Origin of the sequence: Brachybacterium sp. P6-10-X1 (genome assembly GCF_001969445.1) — a bacterium.
GTDB lineage: Bacteria > Actinomycetota > Actinomycetes > Actinomycetales > Dermabacteraceae > Brachybacterium.
Genome location: NZ_CP017297.1, coordinates 234,860 through 253,164 on the forward strand (window position 1 = coordinate 234,860; position 18,305 = coordinate 253,164).

Here is an 18,305-nt window from a genome sequence, read left to right on the forward strand (position 1 = left end):
TGCCGACCGATGCTAATCTGTCGAGGTCGCCACGCGACATGGGGCTATGGCGCAGTTGGTAGCGCGTCTCGTTCGCAATGAGAAGGTCGGGGGTTCGAATCCCCCTAGCTCCACCCACGGAACCCCTGGTCAGCAAGCTGATCGGGGGTTTCTTCGTGCTCGCGGGAGGTGCGGTCGTCCTGGGTCGGGGGTCGTGTGGTGGGACGGACGGACGCCCGGTCGGTCGATGGCCGCCGACCTCGGGGCGCGCCCCGGCGCTCCCCGGACCATCGTCCCGAGATGATCGAGTACCAGGCCCGCGCCGGGGCGACGGCCATGTCCCTCGAGGCCTTCGCCCCGAGAGTTCTCGGATTCCCCACGATCCGGTGCTCTGGAGAGCCGGTGCTCTCGGCGAGCCGGAGCTCGCGCTCCCGAGCGCGTCCTCGGACTCGCCGTTCTGACCGGTGCGCGCTACGGTGCGACGACGCCGAGAACCACCTCGGACCGGACCCCGAAGGAGGCCGCCGTGGTCGGAGCCGCCCGAGCCGTCGGCCCCGTCGTCGACACTGCCCCGGTCGTCGCCGGCGCACGTGTGCTCGTCACCGGGGCCGCCCAGGGGATGGGGGCGCTGTTCGCGCGTCGTGCAGCACAGGAGGGCGCTCGAGCGATCGCGCTGTGGGACGTCGACGACGAGGCGGCGATGCGCCTGGCGGCGGAGCTCTCGCGCTCCGGGACGGCGGTCCATGCCGTCGGCGTCGACCTCTCGCGGTACGAGGAGATCGGGGTCGCCGCAGCCCGCTCCCGTGAGCAGATCGGCGATCCCGACATCGTGATCAACAATGCCGGGATCGTGCGCGGCATCCCCTTCTGGGAGCACGACCCCGTCCAGGACATCGAGCGGACCATGCGGATCAACGCCCTGGCACCGATGTGGCTGACCCGGGAGGTGCTTCCGGCGATGAGGCAGGACCGCTCCCGCCCCAAGCGCCTGCTGAACATCGCCTCCGCCGCCGGCACGCTCGCGAACCCCGGGATGAGCGTCTACGCCGCCTCGAAATGGGCGATGATCGGCTGGAGCGACTCTCTGCGGCTCGAACTCGAGCGCAGCGACCACGGCCACCTCGCCGTCACCACCTTCTGCCCCAGCTTCGTCTCCACCGGCATGTTCGAGGGCGCTCGCGGACCACGCCTGACCCCGATCATGTCGCCCGAGGAGGCGGTCGAGAAGGCCTGGGCCGGGATGCTCGCCGGGCGCCTCCTGGTGACGGCGCCCTGGAGCGTGAAGGCCGCGATGGCCGCTCGCGGCGTCCTGCCCACCCGGGCGTGGGATCTGCTCGCCGGAGGGTTCCTGCGGATCCACTCCTCGATGGACCGCTTCTCCGGGCATCCGGGCGCGTGAGGACGGGCGCTCCCGGGATCCGGGAGCTTCGCGGCGTCCCGGTCGCTCAGTCGGGCAGGTGACCGGTGCGCAGAAGATGCTCGAAGGCCTGGACGAAACGTTCCGCGTCGGCCTTCCGATTCGGCATCATCGCGATGTCCCGAGCCCCCTCGACCTGGATCTTCACCCGCGAGAAGATGCCGGGCCGGTAGGCGATGCCGGTGATCTGGTCGGCGCGCGCCTCCTTCTTGACCTTCACGCCCGTGAAGCCGCCGGTCACCTTCGCCACCAGCAGCCGACGCACGGTCGCGATCATCACGTCCGGGTAGTCGCCGGCGACCCCCGGCAGAGCGAGCAGAACCTCCTCCTGCGGGTCCAGCGCCCTGGGGACATCGCGCCGCAGGCCGGGTGAGGAGAACAGCTCGTTGCGGTTCAGCGCGGTGGCGTAGGACATGGAAGCGCGGGACGTGGCCATGGCGCCATCGTAGAGCCACAGCTCGGCGGGCACCGGGACGAGCAGCTGCGCCCGCGCGACGCACAGGTCGGGTCCGGGATCCGCCCATGGGGACTTGTCCCCATGGGCGGAACCCTCGGGCGCATATACCGTCGAGGACGACACGGATGACGAGGTGCCGCTCCGCAGGGGAGCCGGCCAGGACGGTGGGGCGGGCATGAGCGGATTCTTCGGGGCGGACACCGATCAGCTGCGGGAGCACGCGAGCATGCTGCAGGGGAAGGCGCAGCGCCTCATGGAGCTGCGCGACAGTCTCGAACCTCTGGTCATGGACGAGTCGATCTGGCAGGGCCAGGATGCCGACAGCTTCCGCCAGAGCTGGAGCGGGGTCACGGAGCCGCTGTTCGCCGGCAGCGGGGAGGACCTCACGCGCCGCGGCCGGGATCTCGAGGAGCATGCCGAACAGCAGGACACCGCCTCCGGAGCAGATGGCGGCTCCGGAGCGGGTGACGGCTCCGGCGGGGGATCGGACGAGGCATTCAACCCGCTGTCGTTCCTCGGTGAGTTCGCGAGCAAGGCGCAGGGCATCTTCAAGAACTCGACGAAGATGCTCGATTTCCTCAAGCGCATCCCCTCGGCCGCCGACGAATACGCCCAGCTCGCCGAACGCGGGCTGCAGGGACTGTGGAAGTCCTCGTACCTCGATGAGCTGTTCAACGGCGGAAAGGGATGGCAGACGGCCGCGGAGAGCGCCCTGGACAAGCTCAACATTCCCTCGTCGTTCGGCAATTTCGAGCCGGGGAAGTACCTCAACAAGCTCGACGAGGTCGCTCCGTTCCTCAAGACCGGCGGCAAACTGCTCGGCAAGGCGGTGCCCTTCGTCGACATCGGCTTCGGACTCCATCAGGCCTTCACCGCCGACAACGCCTACGACCGCTGGAGCGGCGGCATCGGGGCGGCCGGCGGCACCCTCCTCGCGATCGCCCCGCTGACCGGCCCGGCCGCCCCGATCGTGGGAGCGATCGGCGCGGGCCTCGGCATCGTCTCCCTCGGCATGGACGTCGGCAAGCTCGTCTATGAGAACTGGGACGACATCACCGGCGCGGTCGGCGACGCCTGGGACGCCACCACAGGGGCGATCAGCGACACGGCCGGAGCCGTGAGCGATGCCGTCGGGAACGCCGCCGATACGGTGACCGACACCGTCAGCGACGTCGGCTCCGCCATCAGCGACGGCATCGGAGCGGTCGGCGATGCCTTCGGCTTCTGAGCACGGCCCCGGCCGATCACGGCGGCGGTCTCTGGCGACGGACCACCGCAGCTCTCGCACCGACGTGCCCCAGCCCTCGTGACCCTAGGATGACGGACATGACTCAGCAGACCCTCCGCACCGAGCGCGACGCCGCCGGTGCCTACGAGATCCTCGCCGCCGCCACCGCGGAGCCCGACGTCCTGGTGGTCCTGACCGACGAGGAGCTGGTCGCGCTGGCCGGCACGGAGGCCGCGGAGCTCGCCGGCACGCCGTTCCTCGACACGGCGGGCCTCGAGCGCGATCCGGCCGCCGCCGTGGCGCTGCGATCCCTGGTCGCCCGCGGGCTCGTCGTGCTCGAGGAGGACGGGCGGGAGAACGACGGGGAGGACCTCGCGGACGGGTCCCCGGCCCAGCGCACCGCACAGCTGGATCGCACCCTCGCCGGACTGCTCACGCTGCGCTCGTCCCCGCTGGCTCTGGCGAACCTCACGCGCCGAGTCGCCGATCAGACCACCTCGCTCATGGTGTACCTGTTCCCCCACGGCGGTGTGCTGGAGGAATTCATCACCGCCGACGGGTTCCATCATTTCAGCGTCCCCGCCCGCGAGGCCGTTCCCGGGCGGCTCGCCCGCTACGCGGACGCTGCGGAGGTCGCCGGCGCGGCCGACGGCGGCAGCGTCGAGGGCACGGTCACCGAGATCGAGACGTCGACCGACCCGCTCGCCGCCCGTCTGCAGGACACCCGTGCCCTGACCGTGCTGACCACGGTGCACGACGACGTCTCCGCACAGGTCTCGATCATGGCCACCTCCGACGGCGTGCTGGTGATGGACACGCCGCAGGACGAGGCCGAGCAGACGCTCGTGCGGGAGATCGGGGCGGACACCCTGCTGGAGCTGTTGGACGGCGCGCTTCCTCGGCCCGCGGGTCTGTGAACTCCGGCGGGACCGTCGGCGCCCTCGCCCCGTAGGCTGGGGGCATGACTCGCCCCGTGCTGCGCGTCGGCTTCGTGCCGGGCGTCGAACCGGACCGCTTCGTGCGCCGCTGGCGCGCCGGACGCCGCCCGGCCTTCCTGGAGACCGTGTCCGTGCCGCTCTCGACCCAGCGCGAGGCGCTCGACCGCGGTGACGTCGACATGTGCTTCGTGCGCCTCCCGGTTCCCGCTGACGACCTGCACCTGATCCCCCTGTGGGAGGAGCGGCCCATGATCGTCGTCAGCGGCGAGAGCGTGCTGAGCCTGTACGACGAGCTGACCGAGGCCGAGCTGACCGAGGAGACGGAGATCCCCGCCGACGGGCCCGACGACGCCGCGCAGCGGGTCGCCGTCGCCGCGAGCGGAGTCGGCTACACCCGGCTCCCGATGTCGCTGGCCCGCCTGCACCACCGCAAGGACGTCGTCCACCGTCCCCTGACCGACGCCGAGCCCACCCGCATCGCCCTGGCCTGGCCCCGCGCCGCCGACGACGACCTGCGTCAGGAGTTCGTCGGCGTCGTCCGGGGCCGCACCCCGCGCTCCAGCCGCTGAGGCGGCGGACCCTGTCCCACCCGTTCTTCCCGCCGCTGACGCGGCACATGTTCTGCCCGCCGCTGACGCGGCACCCGGACGACCGAGGAGAGTCCCCATGACCGAGCAGCCCCGCATGAACGTCGAGAGCTTCAACCTCGACCATCGCACCGTCGCCGCCCCGTACCTGCGCATCGCCGACCGCAAGGAGCTGCCCGGCGGCGACGTGCTGACCAAGTTCGACGTGCGCTTCACCCAGCCCAACACCGAGCACCTGGACTCCGAGACCGTGCATTCGCTCGAGCACCTCATGGCCGAGCACATGCGCAACCACACCGGCGACGTCCTGGACGTCTCCCCGATGGGATGCCGCACCGGCTTCTACGTGCTGCTGGTCGGGGACCACACGACCGAGGGCTTCGCCCCCATCCTGGAGGCGACGCTGGTCGACCTGCTCGCGGCCGACGAGGTGCCCGCAGCCAACGAGATCCAGTGCGGTTGGGGCGCCCACCACACGCTGCAGGGCGCGAAGGACGCTGCCCGTACCTTCCTCGACGCCCGCGAGCGCTGGGGGCAGGTCACCGCGCGCTGAGGCCCTCGCGCACCGCGGCCAGCAATCGCGCGGTGCGCGGGTCGTCCGCGATCTCGTCGACGCCGATCACCTGTCCGTCGGGGTCGGCCAGCGGGATGCGCCAGTTGGGGTACTCCTCGTCGGTGCCCGGCTGATTCTGGATACGGCGCTCGCCGACGCAGTCCACCAGCGAGACTCCCAACAGCATCGACGGCGTGCGCGCGAGATGTCGGTGCAGGGCGATCACCGTGGCCTCGAGATCCGCCCCGGGCTCCAGCAGCCCCTCCTCGCGCAGGACGTCCAGGACCTGATCGCGCCCGGCGGCATCGGCCGCCAGCTCCTGGTCCAGAGGACGTTCGAGCAGGCCCAGCTCATGGCGCAGCGTGACGTGGTCCCCGGCGAGGTACCCGGCCGTCGGGGGCAGGTCGTGCGTGTTCACCGACGCCATGCACAGCGCACGGTAGTGCTCCGCGCGCAGCGGGCGCCCCTCGCCGTCGTGCTCGAACCACAGGATCGAGGTGCCGAGGATCCCGCGATCGACCAGGTGATCGCGCACCCACGGCTCGAAGGTGCCCAGGTCCTCACCGACCACGACGGTGCCGGAGCGCTGCGCCTCCAGCGCCAGGATGCCGATCATCGCCTCGTGGTCGTAGGAGACGTAGGCGCCGTCGGACGCCTCGTGGCCCTCGGGGATCCACCACAGGCGGAAGAGACCCAGCACATGATCGATGCGCAGGGCGCCCGCGTGGCGCATCAGGGTGCGCAGCATGTCGCGCCAGGGCCGGTAGGAGGCCTCGCGCAGCTGTTCGGGGTGCCAGGGCGGCTGATGCCAGTTCTGGCCCTGCTGGTTGTACTGGTCGGCCGGAGCCCCGACCGCGGCGCCCCGGGCGAGCACGTGGCGCAGGCGCCAGGAGTCCGCACCGATCTGCTCCACGCCGACGGCGAGGTCGTGCATGATGCCGACGCGCATGCCTGCTTCGCGGGCGGCGGACTGCGCCGCCGCCAGCTGCTCGTCCAGCAGCCACTGGGTCCAGATGTGGAACTCGACCCGCTCAGCCAGCTCGATCCGAGCCCGCTCGACGGCGGCGTCCCCGAGATCCCCCAGGACGGGTTCCTCGGCGGTGCCGTGCACCTGCTCCGCGATCGCGGACCACAGCGCGAAGTCCTCCAGACCCCTGCCCTCGCGCCGGCGGTAGGCGTCCAGCAGGGCGCGCCGCCCCGCCGTCAGCGGCACCGCGAAGAGCTCCTCGAGGGCCTCCAGCTTCGCCGCGAGCACCTCGTCGCGCTCGAGATGGTCCGCCCGGGCATTCCATCCCTCGACGCCGCGGCGCAGAAGCAGCACCTTCTGCCGGGCGACCTCCGACAGGTCCCGGTGCTCCGGGACGTCCTCGATGCGCAGGTAGAGCACACTGGTGAAGCGACGCGTCACCGGCAGGTACGGGGAGGGCTCGACCGGCGGGGTCGGGTAGGACGCGTGCAGCGGGTTCACCAGCAGGAAGTCCGCGCCGTGGCGGGCGGCGGAGATCGCCGCCAGATCGCGCATGTCCCCGAGGTCGCCGATGCCCCAGGACCGCTGCGAGCGCACCGAGTACAGCTGCGCCTGGACCCCGAAGCCGGGCCGGGCGGCGACGGGGTCCTGGACGGTGAGCCGGGCAGGGGTGACGACGACGTCCGCCTCGGTCGGTCCGGCCGACGTCGCCGCGACCAACCGGTGCCAGCCCAGGGGCAGACCGGCGGGCAGACGGAACCTCGCGCGCCCGCGCAGCTGCCCGTCCAGATCGTAGGGCGGGGTGAAGTCCTCGACCTGCTCGAGATCGCGCCGACCGCCGTCCTCCAGCAGCAGATGCGCCGTCACGGCCGTGCCGTGGTCGACGTGGACGGGGACCGTGGTGCCGAGGTCCTCACGCAGCACGGTCACCGGAGGCAGGGTGCGTCGCCACGGGGCTCGCTCGTGCTCGCCGCGGATGCGGGCGATGTCCGTCTCGGAGGCGACGTCCTCGCCGAGCGCGGCGAGGACCGCGCGCAGGGTCTCGTCGGCGACGTCCCGGCGGGTGCCGTCCCAGCCCCAGTAGTCCGTGCTGACCCCGAGGTCGCGGGCGAGATCGCGCAGCGGTGAGGATTCCGAAGCCATGCGGGTCATCGTAGCGGGGATCACACCGGGGGCGGACGTTCCAGCAGCTACGTCCAGGACGGCAGCCACATGCGGTACCTCCACTGCTCGAGGTCGATCACCTGACCGCTCCAGATCGGCCAGAAGAACGCGGAGACCAGGACGATGAGCACCAGCAGGGAGCCCGCGAACAATCCGCCGGCCAGGCGTCTCTCCCGGTCGGACCCGGGTGGGCCGATCACCAGGGACAGCACGTAGGCCAAGCACATGATCAGCCACGGCTCGAAGGCGATCGCGTAGAACGTGAAGATGGTGCGGTCCATGTACAGCAGCCACGGCAGGTACCCGGCCGCGATCCCCGCCAGCGCCGCCCAGGCCCGACCATCGAAGCGGACCACCGCGATCACCAGGCTGACCAGTACCGCGATGGTGCCCAGCCACCAGATCAGCGGATTGCCGACCGAGAGGATGTGCGAGGCGCACTGGGCGACCTGGCAGCCGTCCTCCCCGTACTCGGAGGAGCGGTAGTAGAAGTTCGTCGGCCGCAGCATAAGCGGCCACCCCAGCGGATTCGCCTCGTAGGGGTGCTCGCTGTCCAGACCGATATGGAACTCGTAGGCCTGCCGGTGGTACAGCCAGAGCGACAGCAGCGAGTCCAGCGCCCCGTTCCCGGTGCCGATGCCCTCCTGCTCCGCCGCGTGCCGGTCGTATCCCACCGCAGAGGCGAACCAGCCGGCCCACGAGGCGACGTAGACCACCAGCGCCGTGCCCACCATGGCGAAGAACGCCGGGATCGCGTCGCGCACCAGCCCACCGAGCAGCCAGTTCTTCTGGGCGATGGTGCGCCGGGCCCACCAGTCCCACAGCACGGTCATGATCCCGAAGACCGCCAGGAAGTACAGACCCGACCATTTCACCGAGCAGGACATCCCCAGCAGCACCCCGGCCGCCAGCCGCCACGGTCTCAGCCCGCCGGAGATCCCCAGCGGGGCGGCGACCTCGGCGCTGGTGTGCAATCGGGCGGCCTGGAGCGCCAGGTGCTCCCGGAAACGGTCACGGTCGATCAGCAGCGCCCCGAAGCCGGCGAGGGCGAAGACCATCAGGAACGGGTCGAGCAGACTGGTGCGCGAGTGCACGATGGCCAGACCGTCGACCGCCAGCAGCAGCCCTGCGATGAGTCCGGCGGTGGTCGAGCGGAACAGCCGGCGCGCGATGAACGTCAGCATCAGCACGGCGGCGGCCCCGAGCACGGCCGAGGAGATGCGCCATCCGACGGGGTTGTCGGCCCCCAGCAGCATCATGCCCAGGCCGATCAGCCATTTGCCCAGCGGCGGATGGACCACGTAGGAGCCGGAGTCCTCGTAGGTGTCGACGCGGCCGGACTCGAAGACGGCATCGTGGTCGTCCGGCCAGTCCATCTCCACGCCCTGCTGGGTGAGGGTGTAGCCGTCCTTGACGTAGTAGGTCTCGTCGAAGATCAGCTCGTCGATCGTGCCCAGCCCCCACAGCCGCAGCACGAGGGCGAGGCCGACGAGAGCCATCGCCCCGGCCCAGGCCATGCGGGAGACCGGCAGGTCGAACGTCTTCAACCGGCGGCGATAGGAGGCGGCGAGAGCGCCGGGCTCGTCCTGGACATCGGCGCGGTGATGCGTCCCCTCCTCCGTGTGCACCTGGTCATGCTAGGACATCGGCCTCCGCGGCCAGGCGAGGATCCCACGCAGGAGCCTGCGGTGGCCCCAGCGGCGAGTGGCTAGCATGGCCGGATGCTCGAGCCCGGAGTCCTCACCCTCGCCGCCACGCCGATCGGCAACCCGCTGGACGCCTCGGTGCGCCTGATGCGGGCGCTGGAGGAGGCCGACCTCATCGCCGCGGAGGACACTCGGCGCCTCGCCCGGCTCGTGTCCGCCCTCGAGGTCGAGACCACCGGCAGGATCATCTCCTACCACGAGCACAACGAGGCCGAGCGCACCGACGTGCTGCTCGAGGCGCTCGCGGAGGACCGACGGGTCCTGATCGTCACCGACGCCGGGATGCCCGTGGTCTCCGACCCGGGATTCCGCGCGGTGCGCGCTGCGACCGAGGCGGGATACCCGACCACCGTGATCCCCGGGCCCTCCGCCGTGCTCACGGCCCTGGCGGCGTCGGGGATCGCCCCGGACCGGTTCGTCTTCGAAGGATTCCCGCCGCGGCGCGCAGGCCGACGGGCCAGTGCGCTCGAGCCGCTCGCCGACGAGCGGCGCACGATGGTGTTCTTCGAGTCGCCGCGCCGCACCGCCGCCACCCTCGCCGCCATGGCCGAGGCCTTCGGGTCGCAGCGCGAGGCCGCCGTCGCCCGGGAGCTGACCAAGACCTACGAGGACGTGGTGCGCGGATCTCTCGCGGAGCTCGCCGACTGGGCCGGGAGCACCGAGGTGCTGGGCGAGATTGTGATCGTGGTGGCCGGGGCGGAACCGGTCACGGCGAGCGCCGAGGACCTCGTCGAGCAGGTCCTGGCCCGGGCGGCGACCGGGGAGCGGCTCAAGACCGTGGCGAAGGAGCTGGCCAAGGACGATCCGGGCGTGAGCGCGAGCGAGCTGTACGATCTCGCGCTGCGACGACGTGGGTGAGGCGACGTCGACGGGACGACGTGGGTCACGGGGGAGCGGCGGTCCGGGGCGTCTCTCCGTGGCCGGCCCGGAGCCCCTCGGGGTGCCGGCTCCAGGGCACCCCTCTCCGCGCTCGGCCCGGACGCGACGAAGCCCCCGGCACCAGATGCCGGGGGCTTCGTCAAAGGATCACTGCGCGGGCCGAGAACCCGCGGGGATCAGTCCTCGATCTGGAGGAGACCGCGCTGGTAGGCCTTGGCCAGACGACGCGGGACGGAGGCGGTGCGGCCGCGGACCGTCACCTGCACGAGGCCGGGGTTGTTGGCCTTCCACTGCGAGCGACGGGCGTGGGTCCGAGCGCGGGACATCTTGAACTTGGGCACTGCCATGAGGACGCTCCTTGACGGTCCGGAGGATGAACGGGCGCTGGCATCCGTCCCGAGCAGCGACCCGAACCCGGTCCAGCGTAATCGGGGCGCTCGGGTGCACGATAGGACGCGCAACGACGACCCATCTTGTCACATGGGGCGTGATCTCGCGCCCCCGGGCCCTCGTGAGCTATCCCACCGCCTCCCCGTCGGCCGCCGAGACCGGAACAGGGCCGGAACAGCGTCGGGCCGGGAATCGGACCAGCACCGGACCGGGACCAGTACCGCGTCGGCCGGGCGCGACGATGGGCTCAGCGATCCTTCTACCATGGTCGCATGCCGTCATCGCATGAGACAGAGTCCCCCGCCCCGGTGCGCAGCCGTGAGGACATCGACCCCCGCGGGCGCTCCCGTGACCGCTCCTGGCCGCCGGCACCCGACCCCCTGCCGTTCCCGGTGATCGACAACCACTGTCATCTCGACTTCGCCGATGGCGAGCAGTCCCTCAGCGTCGATGACCACGTGGCCCACGCGGCCGCAGCGGGCATCGACGCGCAGATCACCATCGGCTCGGACCTCGAAGCGGTGCGCTGGACCGCCGCTCTCCTGGCCTCCGACGCCTGCCCGCCATCATTGCGCGGGGGCGTCGCCGTCCATCCCAACGAGGCGGCGCTGCACGCCCGTGGCACCGACCACCACGGCGCGGCGCTGATCGGCCTCGACGCCGCGATCGCCGAGGTCTCGGAGCTGCTGCGGGGTCCCGGCATGGTCGTGGTGGGCGAGACCGGGCTGGACTGGTTCCGCACCTCCCGCACGGACGAGCAGGCGCGCGCCGCGCAGATCGAGTCGTTCCGCGCGCACATCGCCCTCGCCAAGGAGCTCGATCTGCCGCTGCAGATCCACGACCGCGACGCCCACCGCGACGTGCTCGAGGTGCTGGAGGCCGACGGGGCGCCCGAGCGCACCGTGTTCCACTGCTTCTCCGGGGACGCCGAGTTCGCGCGCACCTGCGTGGATCGCGGGTGGTACCTCTCCTTCGCCGGCACCGTGACGTTCAAGAATGCCGCCGACCTGCGCGATGCGCTCGCCGAGGTGGGTCTGGGGCGCGTGATGGTCGAGACCGACGCCCCGTTCCTCACGCCCGTGCCCTATCGGGGTCGGCCGAACTCCTCGTACCTGATCCCGCTGACCATGGCGACCATCGCCGAGGTCACCGATACCGCGTTGGAGGAGGCCTGCCGCACGATCCGCGCCACCACCGAACAGGTCTACGGCTGGCCGGGAACGGTCGGAGCATGAGCAGCCCGACGGGGGAGGGGGCGCGAGGGGCCGCCGAGGGCGAGACCCCGTCGAACGCGGGCGGGGACTCATCGCGGGACGGGCAGGACCCGTCGGCCCCGGACCTGCTGCTGACCGCCCGGGACGTCCGCGAGCTCGCGGAGGCAGCGGGAATCCATCCCTCGAAGCAGCGCGGCCAGAACTTCGTGATGGATCCCAACACCGTGCGCACCATCGTCGGCCGCGCCGGCATCGAGCCGGGCCAGGCGGCGCTCGAGGTGGGGCCGGGTCTCGGCTCCCTCACCCTCGGGCTGCTCGACGCCGGGGCCGACGTCGTGGCGGTCGAGCTGGACCGCGGTCTCGCCCAGCTGCTGCCGCAGACGCTGCGGGCCCGGGGGATCGGCGAGGACCGCTTCCGCCTGGTGCACGATGATGCTCTGCGCGTCGAAGAACTCCCCGAGCTGCCCCGGGCCGGAGCTCCGACCGTCCTGGTCGCGAACCTGCCCTACAACGTGGCGACTCCCATCCTGCTGACGGCTCTGGAGCGCTTCGCCTCCCTCCGCTCCGCGCTGGTCATGGTGCAGTCCGAGGTCGTCGACCGTCTCACCGCGGGGCCGGGGTCGCGCACCTATGGCGGCCCCAGCGTCAAAGCCGCCTGGTACGGCCGTGCCGTGCATGCGGGACGCATCTCCCGGCAGATCTTCTGGCCGGTCCCCAACGTCGATTCCGCGCTGGTGGAGCTGGTGCGGCACGACGAGCCACTGGGCACCGCGGCGGAGCGCGAACAGGTGTTCGCCGTGGTCGACGCGGCCTTCGCTCAGCGACGCAAGACCCTGCGCGCCGCCCTCGCGACCTGGGCGGGGAGCGCGCCCCGCGCCGAGGAGATCCTGCGCGCCGCCGGCATCGATCCGAGCGCACGGGGGGAGACGCTGGGGATCGAGCATTTCCGCGCGATCGCTCAGGCGAACGGCGCGACCAGCTGAGGACGGACGGGGGCCGCGCGCAGACAGGACCTTCGCTCACCGATCACGGGGCGCCGGCCGATGTGCTGGGCCGTCTGCCGGGCGGAACCGCGTCCATCTACGCGGAACGGCGTCTATCTACGCGGAACGGCGCCTATCCGGGCGGAACCGCGTCTATCCGGGCGCTCGGGGTTGGTTCGTGGCGATTCCGGATGATTGCGAGTCCTCCACAATCTCTGGTTGTCCACTTTTTTGGAGTGTCTCTTGACGACGTTGGGGGGGGGGTCTGCTCTGCGGACGAGGAAATGTGCCTCTGACTGGACCGTGCGCGTCTGTGACCTGGGTGAGCGATGAGACGTTCGTGATGTTGGCGAGCCCGTCGCGGGATGCCCGCAGACTTCGATTATCCTCCCCAGAGGGTGGTTATCCACATTTCTCGGTGATCTTCGAGAGATTGCGTGGTGACTGTTCAGTACGTCGCACGGACATGTGAAACTGGATGGTATGGATGACGGGTTCGAGGGTGCGGAGACCGCGGGAGCAGGCGATGACTCCACCGGTGGCCCCGTCGAGTCCTCGACCGGCGCTCCCGCCGGGTCCTCGACGGGTGGGGTGGTGGTCACGGCCGGTGACGACGGGGTGGTGGTCGGGGGTGTGGAGCTGTCTGCGGTGATCGGGGTGTTCGCGGAGCTGGGCGCGCGAGGGTCGTCGTCAATGGAGGGACTCTCGGCGGCCGAGACGATCCGGGTGCTGACGGGGTTGCGGGAACTGTCCTCGGCGATGGCGGCGGTCCAGGCCCGGGCGCTGGTGCATCTGGAGGCGGCGGCGAAGGACGACGCGCTGGCGCGGGGCGAGAGGGGTCGGGCAGCGGTGAAGACAGCACGGTCGGAAGCATCGTTCGCGCTGAAGGCGTCCCCTGCCGCAGCGGGACAGACGATGTCCAGCTCCCGGCGCCGGGTCGCCTCGATGCCGGGGACGGTCGCGGCCCTGTCGCGGGGACGGGCGTCACCGGCGGCCGCGCACCGGGTGGGCAAGGTCGTCGCCTCGGCCGGCCCGGCGCTGCGCAGTCAGGTCGATGAGATCCTCACGGAGCGTCTGGCCGAGCTGGAGGGCTGCGGGGTCGAGGAGTGGGGCAGCGAGGCCGAGAAGGTCTTGCACGCCCTGGACCCCGAGGGGGCGGCGGGTCGGCACCTGCGCGCTCATCAGCGGCGCTCGGTCACGATGCGGCGGGCGGAGGACGGGATGTGCACCCTGACCGCGCGGGTCAGCGCGATGGACGCGGCCCGGATCCGTAAACTGCTGTCGCTGGGGGCGGAGAAGGCCCGGGCCGGAGGGGACCGGCGCGGTCACCAGCAGATCATGGCCGATCAGTTCGTCGACGTGATGCTGGACCATGGCGCACGCGAGGGGCCCGGCACAGTGGTGACGACGATGGAGATCGGGGTGATCATCACCGACCGGTCGCTGCTGGCCCCGGCCCATGCAGATGCGGTGGTGATCGAGGGCGTGGGGTCGGTGCCGTACGAGCACGTGCGGGAGCAGCCCGGCGTTGAAGCTGGCGCTGCGGAACCTGTACATCGATCCCGAGGACGGGCAGCTGGTCGCGGCCCAGTCCCGCTCGCGGGCGTTCCCGCCGGCCCTGTCGCGGTTCCTGCGGTGGTCTCACCTCACCTGCCGGGCACCGTACTGTGACGCGCCGATCCGGCAGATCGACCACATCACCCCGCACTCCCGCGGTAGGGCGACGTCGCGGGACAACGGCAACAGCCTGTGCGCGGGGGACAACCAGAAGGAAGAAGTCGGCGTCACCGCACGGGTGATCACCGATGAGCAGGGCCGACGAGCCAGTGTGGAGTGGAGGAGCAGGTATGGGCAGAAAGCCCGCCGGGCGGGGCACAACTTCGACCCGGTCGGTACCGCCCGCCACCGCCTGGCCCGACGCTCCGATCCCGGCGACCCCGCCACGACGGCGCGGACGCGGTGGACTCCCTGGATCATCGAAGGGTTGCACGGGCCGGTCCCCGCCAGGACCGGGACCACGGCCACCCTGGAACAGGGTCTGGACCGCCTCGGACGATCCCCGGCCGGCAGGCCTCACCACGGCGGCAGCGGCTGGCCCGGATACCGCCGCTACCAGCTCACCGGCCGCACCGACCTCTCCTTCACCACCGACCACACTCCACCCCGGCACCCCTGACCAGACACAGCGCGCGGCACGGGACGGCAGGACGCGAGGCATCATGCTCGGGTGGACACGAGCTCAGGGGCGGTCGCGGGCAGGCGGGCGTGGGCAGCGGGAGGCGGGGACTGAGCGCCGTCAGCCCACCAGGTCGGACAGCTCCAGCCAGCGCTCCTCGAGTCCCTCGATCTCGGCCTCGACCGCCCGCAGATCCTCGGTGATCGTCTGCAGCCCCTGGTAATCGGACTGGTCATGCGCCGCAAGCTTCTCGTGGAGCGTCCCGGTCTGCCGGGACAGCTTCTCCATCCGACGCTCTACGGAGCTGAGCTCCTTCTGAGCGGAGCGCGCCTCGGCCCCGGAGAGAACCGGAGCGGCCGATCGGCCTCCGGCAGGCACACCGGTGTCGGCTCCCGCGGATGATGCAGCCCCTCCCGGGGAGCGAGCAGAGCCGCCGTCCCGTGTCGGAGGCGACGTCGGCGCGCTCCCGCTCCCCGCGCCGCGTTCCGGTGCTGTTCCGGGATTCGCCTCGGTCGCCTTGCGCAGCTCGATGTACTGCTCGACGCCGCCCGGCACGTGTCGCACCGTGCCGTCGAGCACCGCGTACTGGGTATCCGTGACGCGCTCGAGCAGGTAACGATCGTGGGAGACCACGATCAGCGGGCCCGGCCAGGTGTCCAGCAGATCCTCCATCGCGGCGAGCATGTCGGTGTCCATGTCGTTCGTCGGCTCGTCGAGCACCAGGATGTTGGGCTCCTCGAGCAGTGTCAGCAGCAGATCCAGTCGTCGCTGCTGACCACCGGAGAGCGCACCCACCAGCACCTTCTGATGGGCTGTGGTGAAGCCGAGGCGCTCCAGCAGCTGACCAGGGGAGACGTCGTCCTTGCCCGCGCGGTAGGAACTGCGATACCGGCCCACCACGTCGCTGACCCGCGAGTGCAGATGATCCTGCAAACCCTCGATCCGCTGCGACACCTGGCGCACCGTGACGGTCTTGCCGCGCTTGACGCGCCCGGCCTGCGGAGCGAGGTCCCCGGTGATCAGCGCGAGCAGCGTCGACTTCCCGGCGCCGTTCGGTCCGAGCACCCCGATACGGTCCGCCGGTCCGATGTGCAGCGTCACGTCGCGCAGCACCTGCACGTCCCCGTACCCCGCGTCGACATCGAGCACATCGATCACGTCCCGTCCCAGGCGCGAGGTGGCCAATTGGGTCAGCTCCACGGTGTCGCGCACCGGCGGTTCGTCGTCGATCAGCTCGTTCGCGGCATCGATCCGAAACTTCGGCTTCGACGTGCGGGCCGGGGCCCCGCGGCGCAGCCACGCGAGCTCCTTGCGCATCAGGTTCTGCCGTTTCGCCTCCGCGGCGGCGGCCTGACGGTCGCGCTCCACGCGCTGCAGCACGTAGGCGGCGTATCCGCCCTCGAAGGGCTCGACCACCCCGTCGTGCACCTCCCACATCCGGGTGCAGACCGCGTCGAGGAACCAGCGGTCATGGGTGATCACCACGAGTCCACCGTCCTTCGCGGTCCAGCGCCGGCGCAGATGCTCGGCGAGCCAGGCGATGCCCTCGACGTCGAGGTGGTTGGTGGGCTCGTCCAGCAGCAGCACGTCCCAGTCGCCGACCAGCAGCTCCGCCAGGTGCACCCGGCGCAGCTGGCCACCGGAGAGGTCCGCCAGCGGAGTCTCCAGGTCCAGCTCCTGGAGCAGACCGGCCAGGACGTCGCGGATCCGCGGATCGGAGGCCCATTCGTACGCGGGCCGCTCACCGACCACGCGCTGGCGGATCGTCGTGTCCTCGGTGGCTTCGTCCTGCTGGCTCAGGACGCCGACGCGGACCCCGCCGCGCACGGTGACCCGGCCCGAGTCCGGGTCCTGGAGCCGAGCGAGCAGGCGCAGCAGCGTCGACTTGCCGTCGCCGTTGCGCCCGACCACGCCGATGCGGTCGCCCGCGTCGATCCCGAGGGTCACGTCCTCGAGCAGGACGCGGTCGGGCAGGGAGACGTGCAGGGACTGGGTGCCGAGCAGGTGGGCCATTCAGAAGTGTCCTTCAGGAAGCAGTGGTGCCGAAGTGTGTGCAGGCGAGGTGGGTGCGGGCGAGGAGAGCATCGCGACCAGGAGACGACGCCGCGGCGGGCGCGGATCGCGACCGGCGCGATCAGCCCTTCACGGGGTCGTCCACCTCGAAGGTCAGCAGCAGCGAGCGGAGGGTGTCGGCGAGCGCCGTGCGGCCATCGGCATCCAGGGGGCGCAGCAGGTCTCGCTCCGCCGCGAGCAGGCTTTCCATGGCGTCATCGACGCGACGGACCCCCTCCGGTTGCAGGCGGACCTCGACGGCGCGTCCGTCTCGGGGACTGCGGTTCTTGCTGACCAGACCTCGGGCGACCAGTTTGTCGATGCGTGTGGTCATGGTGCCGCTGGTGACGAGCGTCTGCTGCATCAGAGCGCCGGGGGAGAGGGCGTCGTCGCCGCTGCGGCGCAGTGCGGAGAGCATGTCGAACTCCCAGCCCTCGAGGCCGGCGGCCGTGAACGAGTCGCGTCGCGCGGTCTCCAGGAATCGGGCCAGGCGGGAGATGCGGGAGAAGACGGCCAGCGGATCGGTGTCCAGGTCGCCGCGAGCCCGCTTCCAGCCCTCGATGATGCGGTCGACCTCGTCGAGGCGCGGCACGTCGGCGTCATCAGGGGTGGTGGTGGGCATGCGGTGAGTCTAGGGCGCGCTCCGTGCGAGAGGGAGGGTGGGTCGCTCTGGCGTGGTCCGTGACACCGTCCGTGCGCTCAGCCCCGGGAGTCGACGCGCAGCGAGGGCTCCTTCTGCAGTGCCCCGAGCCCGTACCAGGACAGGTTCACCATGCGCGCGGCGACGACCTCCTTCGCCGGCTGGCGGGACTCCAGCCACCATTGGCCCGTGTACGCGACCATCCCCACCAGCATCTGCGCGTACATCGTCGCATCCTGGGTGGGGTAGGAATGCAGGCGCAGCTGGGCGGCGAGGATCTCCTCGACCCGCTGCGCGACGTCGGTCAGCAGCGAGGAGAAGGTGCCGCCGGTCTGGCTGACGGGGGAGTCCCGCACCAGGATCCGGAACCCGTCCTCGTTCTCGTCGATGTAGGCCAGGAACGCGGTCGCGGTCCGCTCCATGAGCAGTCGTGGATGAGTGCGCTGATCGCGCAGGGCGTGCCCGAGCGCGGCCAGCAGGGTGGAGACCTCGCGATCGACGACGACCGCGTACAGCCCTTCCTTGCCCCCCAAGTGCTCGTAGACGATCGGCTTGGAGACCGTCGCGCGGGCGGCGATCTCCTCGACGCTGGCCATGTCGAAGCCCTTCTCGGCGAAGACCTGCCGTCCCACCGCCACGAGCTGCTCGCGTCGTTCCCGTCCCGTCATCCGGGTCGACCGGCCGCGGGGGCCACTGCTGTCCGCCATGGCGCGAGTCTCCCACAGGCGTGGCCAGCACCACCCGGACTCCGCGCTGATCCTGTCCGTGGGCCGGGAGGCGGACGTTAGGCTTCTGGTGCGTGCTCGATGCCCTCGCCCCGCCCGTCGACCCCTCGGACGTCGACGGCGGTCGGTCGGCGGTGCCGCAGCCGCGGTCCGCCATGGTGTAATCGGCAACACCTCAGATTTTGGTTCTGAAGTTTCAGGTTCGAATCCTGATGGCGGAACGCTCACCGCCCCGGAGGCGGTGTCGCCG

At 71.1% G+C, this 18,305-nt stretch carries 17 protein-coding genes and 2 tRNA genes; 12 read left to right on the forward strand and 7 right to left on the reverse strand.

Features of this window, described 5'->3' with window-relative positions:
* The first annotated feature begins 40 nt into the window (after nucleotides 1–40).
* Both BH708_RS01055 and BH708_RS01060 read left to right on the forward strand, forming a co-directional pair.
* Nucleotides 41–113, forward strand: a tRNA-Ala gene (locus BH708_RS01055).
* Nucleotides 114–505: 392 nt separating this feature from the next.
* On the forward strand, nucleotides 506–1,378 hold the full coding sequence (locus tag BH708_RS01060) for an SDR family NAD(P)-dependent oxidoreductase (protein ID WP_076805910.1): 873 nt from the start codon (nucleotides 506–508) through the stop codon (nucleotides 1,376–1,378).
* A gap of 46 nt (nucleotides 1,379–1,424) precedes the next feature.
* Here BH708_RS01060 and BH708_RS01065 read toward each other — a convergent pair whose 3' ends face one another.
* Nucleotides 1,425–1,832 (reverse strand): hypothetical protein, encoded by a 408-nt coding sequence (locus BH708_RS01065; protein ID WP_157235652.1) that lies wholly within the window; start codon nucleotides 1,830–1,832, stop codon nucleotides 1,425–1,427.
* Nucleotides 1,833–2,028: 196 nt separating this feature from the next.
* Between BH708_RS01065 and BH708_RS01070 the strand changes: the two genes are divergently transcribed.
* The 4 genes from BH708_RS01070 (at nucleotide 2,029) to BH708_RS01085 (ending at nucleotide 5,159) form a co-directional block, all read left to right on the forward strand.
* Nucleotides 2,029–3,081 (forward strand): hypothetical protein, encoded by a 1,053-nt coding sequence (locus BH708_RS01070; protein ID WP_076805913.1) that lies wholly within the window; start codon nucleotides 2,029–2,031, stop codon nucleotides 3,079–3,081.
* A gap of 98 nt (nucleotides 3,082–3,179) precedes the next feature.
* Entirely contained in the window at nucleotides 3,180–3,998 is an 819-nt protein-coding gene (locus tag BH708_RS01075; RefSeq protein ID WP_076805915.1) for a hypothetical protein, read from the forward strand.
* A 44-nt stretch (nucleotides 3,999–4,042) separates the two neighbouring features.
* Complete coding sequence (locus BH708_RS01080) at nucleotides 4,043–4,588, forward strand: LysR substrate-binding domain-containing protein (protein ID WP_076805917.1); 546 nt, start codon at nucleotides 4,043–4,045, stop codon at nucleotides 4,586–4,588.
* 97 nt (nucleotides 4,589–4,685) lie between these two features.
* Nucleotides 4,686–5,159: an S-ribosylhomocysteine lyase gene (locus BH708_RS01085; protein WP_076805919.1), complete on the forward strand. Its 474-nt coding sequence runs from the start codon at nucleotides 4,686–4,688 to the stop codon at nucleotides 5,157–5,159.
* On the opposite strand, the gene malQ is transcribed toward BH708_RS01085, so the two are convergent.
* A complete protein-coding gene (gene malQ, locus BH708_RS01090) occupies nucleotides 5,146–7,269 on the reverse strand; it encodes a 4-alpha-glucanotransferase (RefSeq protein ID WP_076810630.1) in 2,124 nt (707 codons plus the stop codon). The genes BH708_RS01085 and malQ overlap by 14 nt on opposite strands.
* A 47-nt stretch (nucleotides 7,270–7,316) precedes the next feature.
* Nucleotides 7,317–8,918, reverse strand: a complete 1,602-nt coding sequence (locus tag BH708_RS01095) for a dolichyl-phosphate-mannose--protein mannosyltransferase (protein ID WP_076805920.1) — start codon at nucleotides 8,916–8,918, stop codon at nucleotides 7,317–7,319.
* A gap of 93 nt (nucleotides 8,919–9,011) precedes the next feature.
* Here BH708_RS01095 and rsmI point away from each other — a divergent pair, with 93 nt between their 5' ends.
* Complete coding sequence (gene rsmI, locus BH708_RS01100; protein WP_076805922.1) at nucleotides 9,012–9,854, forward strand: 16S rRNA (cytidine(1402)-2'-O)-methyltransferase; 843 nt, start codon at nucleotides 9,012–9,014, stop codon at nucleotides 9,852–9,854.
* A 197-nt stretch (nucleotides 9,855–10,051) separates the two neighbouring features.
* On the opposite strand, the gene rpmF is transcribed toward rsmI, so the two are convergent.
* On the reverse strand, nucleotides 10,052–10,222 hold the full coding sequence (rpmF, locus tag BH708_RS01105; RefSeq protein ID WP_076805924.1) for a 50S ribosomal protein L32: 171 nt from the start codon (nucleotides 10,220–10,222) through the stop codon (nucleotides 10,052–10,054).
* A gap of 315 nt (nucleotides 10,223–10,537) precedes the next feature.
* On the opposite strand from rpmF, the gene BH708_RS01110 reads away from it, so the two are divergent.
* The 4 genes from BH708_RS01110 (at nucleotide 10,538) to BH708_RS20200 (ending at nucleotide 14,638) form a co-directional block, all read left to right on the forward strand.
* A complete protein-coding gene (locus BH708_RS01110; protein WP_076805926.1) occupies nucleotides 10,538–11,500 on the forward strand; it encodes a TatD family hydrolase in 963 nt (320 codons plus the stop codon).
* Nucleotides 11,497–12,462: a 16S rRNA (adenine(1518)-N(6)/adenine(1519)-N(6))-dimethyltransferase RsmA gene (rsmA, locus tag BH708_RS01115; RefSeq protein ID WP_083713168.1), complete on the forward strand. Its 966-nt coding sequence runs from the start codon at nucleotides 11,497–11,499 to the stop codon at nucleotides 12,460–12,462. Before BH708_RS01110 ends, rsmA begins: the two co-directional genes overlap by 4 nt.
* Before the next feature lie 483 nt (nucleotides 12,463–12,945).
* A complete protein-coding gene (locus BH708_RS19515; RefSeq protein WP_083713169.1) occupies nucleotides 12,946–14,133 on the forward strand; it encodes a DUF222 domain-containing protein in 1,188 nt (395 codons plus the stop codon).
* A 157-nt stretch (nucleotides 14,134–14,290) separates the two neighbouring features.
* Nucleotides 14,291–14,638 carry a hypothetical protein gene (locus tag BH708_RS20200; RefSeq protein WP_253705589.1) on the forward strand — a complete coding sequence of 116 codons (348 nt, stop codon included), beginning with the start codon at nucleotides 14,291–14,293 and terminating at the stop codon, nucleotides 14,636–14,638.
* Between the two features lie 120 nt (nucleotides 14,639–14,758).
* On the opposite strand, the gene BH708_RS01125 is transcribed toward BH708_RS20200, so the two are convergent.
* The 3 genes from BH708_RS01125 to BH708_RS01135 form a co-directional block, all read right to left on the reverse strand.
* Complete coding sequence (locus BH708_RS01125; protein WP_076805931.1) at nucleotides 14,759–16,651, reverse strand: ABC-F family ATP-binding cassette domain-containing protein; 1,893 nt, start codon at nucleotides 16,649–16,651, stop codon at nucleotides 14,759–14,761.
* A gap of 121 nt (nucleotides 16,652–16,772) precedes the next feature.
* Entirely contained in the window at nucleotides 16,773–17,312 is a 540-nt protein-coding gene (locus tag BH708_RS01130; RefSeq protein ID WP_083713172.1) for a MarR family winged helix-turn-helix transcriptional regulator, read from the reverse strand.
* A 77-nt stretch (nucleotides 17,313–17,389) separates the two neighbouring features.
* On the reverse strand, nucleotides 17,390–18,037 hold the full coding sequence (locus BH708_RS01135) for a TetR/AcrR family transcriptional regulator (protein WP_076805932.1): 648 nt from the start codon (nucleotides 18,035–18,037) through the stop codon (nucleotides 17,390–17,392).
* Nucleotides 18,038–18,204: 167 nt separating this feature from the next.
* Here BH708_RS01135 and BH708_RS01140 point away from each other — a divergent pair.
* A tRNA-Gln gene (locus BH708_RS01140) sits at nucleotides 18,205–18,276 on the forward strand.
* The last annotated feature ends 29 nt before the right edge of the window (nucleotides 18,277–18,305 follow it).

Coding starts and splice junctions, on each gene's coding strand:
- BH708_RS01065 (WP_157235652.1), bottom strand. CDS start 1,832: ATGGCCACGTCCCGCGCTTCCATGTCCTACGCCACCGCGCTGAACCGC.
- BH708_RS01070 (WP_076805913.1), top strand. CDS start 2,029: ATGAGCGGATTCTTCGGGGCGGACACCGATCAGCTGCGGGAGCACGCG.
- BH708_RS01075 (WP_076805915.1), top strand. CDS start 3,180: ATGACTCAGCAGACCCTCCGCACCGAGCGCGACGCCGCCGGTGCCTAC.
- BH708_RS01080 (WP_076805917.1), top strand. CDS start 4,043: ATGACTCGCCCCGTGCTGCGCGTCGGCTTCGTGCCGGGCGTCGAACCG.
- BH708_RS01085 (WP_076805919.1), top strand. CDS start 4,686: ATGACCGAGCAGCCCCGCATGAACGTCGAGAGCTTCAACCTCGACCAT.
- malQ (WP_076810630.1), bottom strand. CDS start 7,269: ATGGCTTCGGAATCCTCACCGCTGCGCGATCTCGCCCGCGACCTCGGG.
- rsmI (WP_076805922.1), top strand. CDS start 9,012: ATGCTCGAGCCCGGAGTCCTCACCCTCGCCGCCACGCCGATCGGCAAC.
- rpmF (WP_076805924.1), bottom strand. CDS start 10,222: ATGGCAGTGCCCAAGTTCAAGATGTCCCGCGCTCGGACCCACGCCCGT.
- BH708_RS01110 (WP_076805926.1), top strand. CDS start 10,538: ATGCCGTCATCGCATGAGACAGAGTCCCCCGCCCCGGTGCGCAGCCGT.
- rsmA (WP_083713168.1), top strand. CDS start 11,497: ATGAGCAGCCCGACGGGGGAGGGGGCGCGAGGGGCCGCCGAGGGCGAG.
- BH708_RS19515 (WP_083713169.1), top strand. CDS start 12,946: ATGGATGACGGGTTCGAGGGTGCGGAGACCGCGGGAGCAGGCGATGAC.
- BH708_RS01125 (WP_076805931.1), bottom strand. CDS start 16,651: ATGGCCCACCTGCTCGGCACCCAGTCCCTGCACGTCTCCCTGCCCGAC.
- BH708_RS01130 (WP_083713172.1), bottom strand. CDS start 17,312: ATGCCCACCACCACCCCTGATGACGCCGACGTGCCGCGCCTCGACGAG.
- BH708_RS01135 (WP_076805932.1), bottom strand. CDS start 18,037: ATGGCGGACAGCAGTGGCCCCCGCGGCCGGTCGACCCGGATGACGGGA.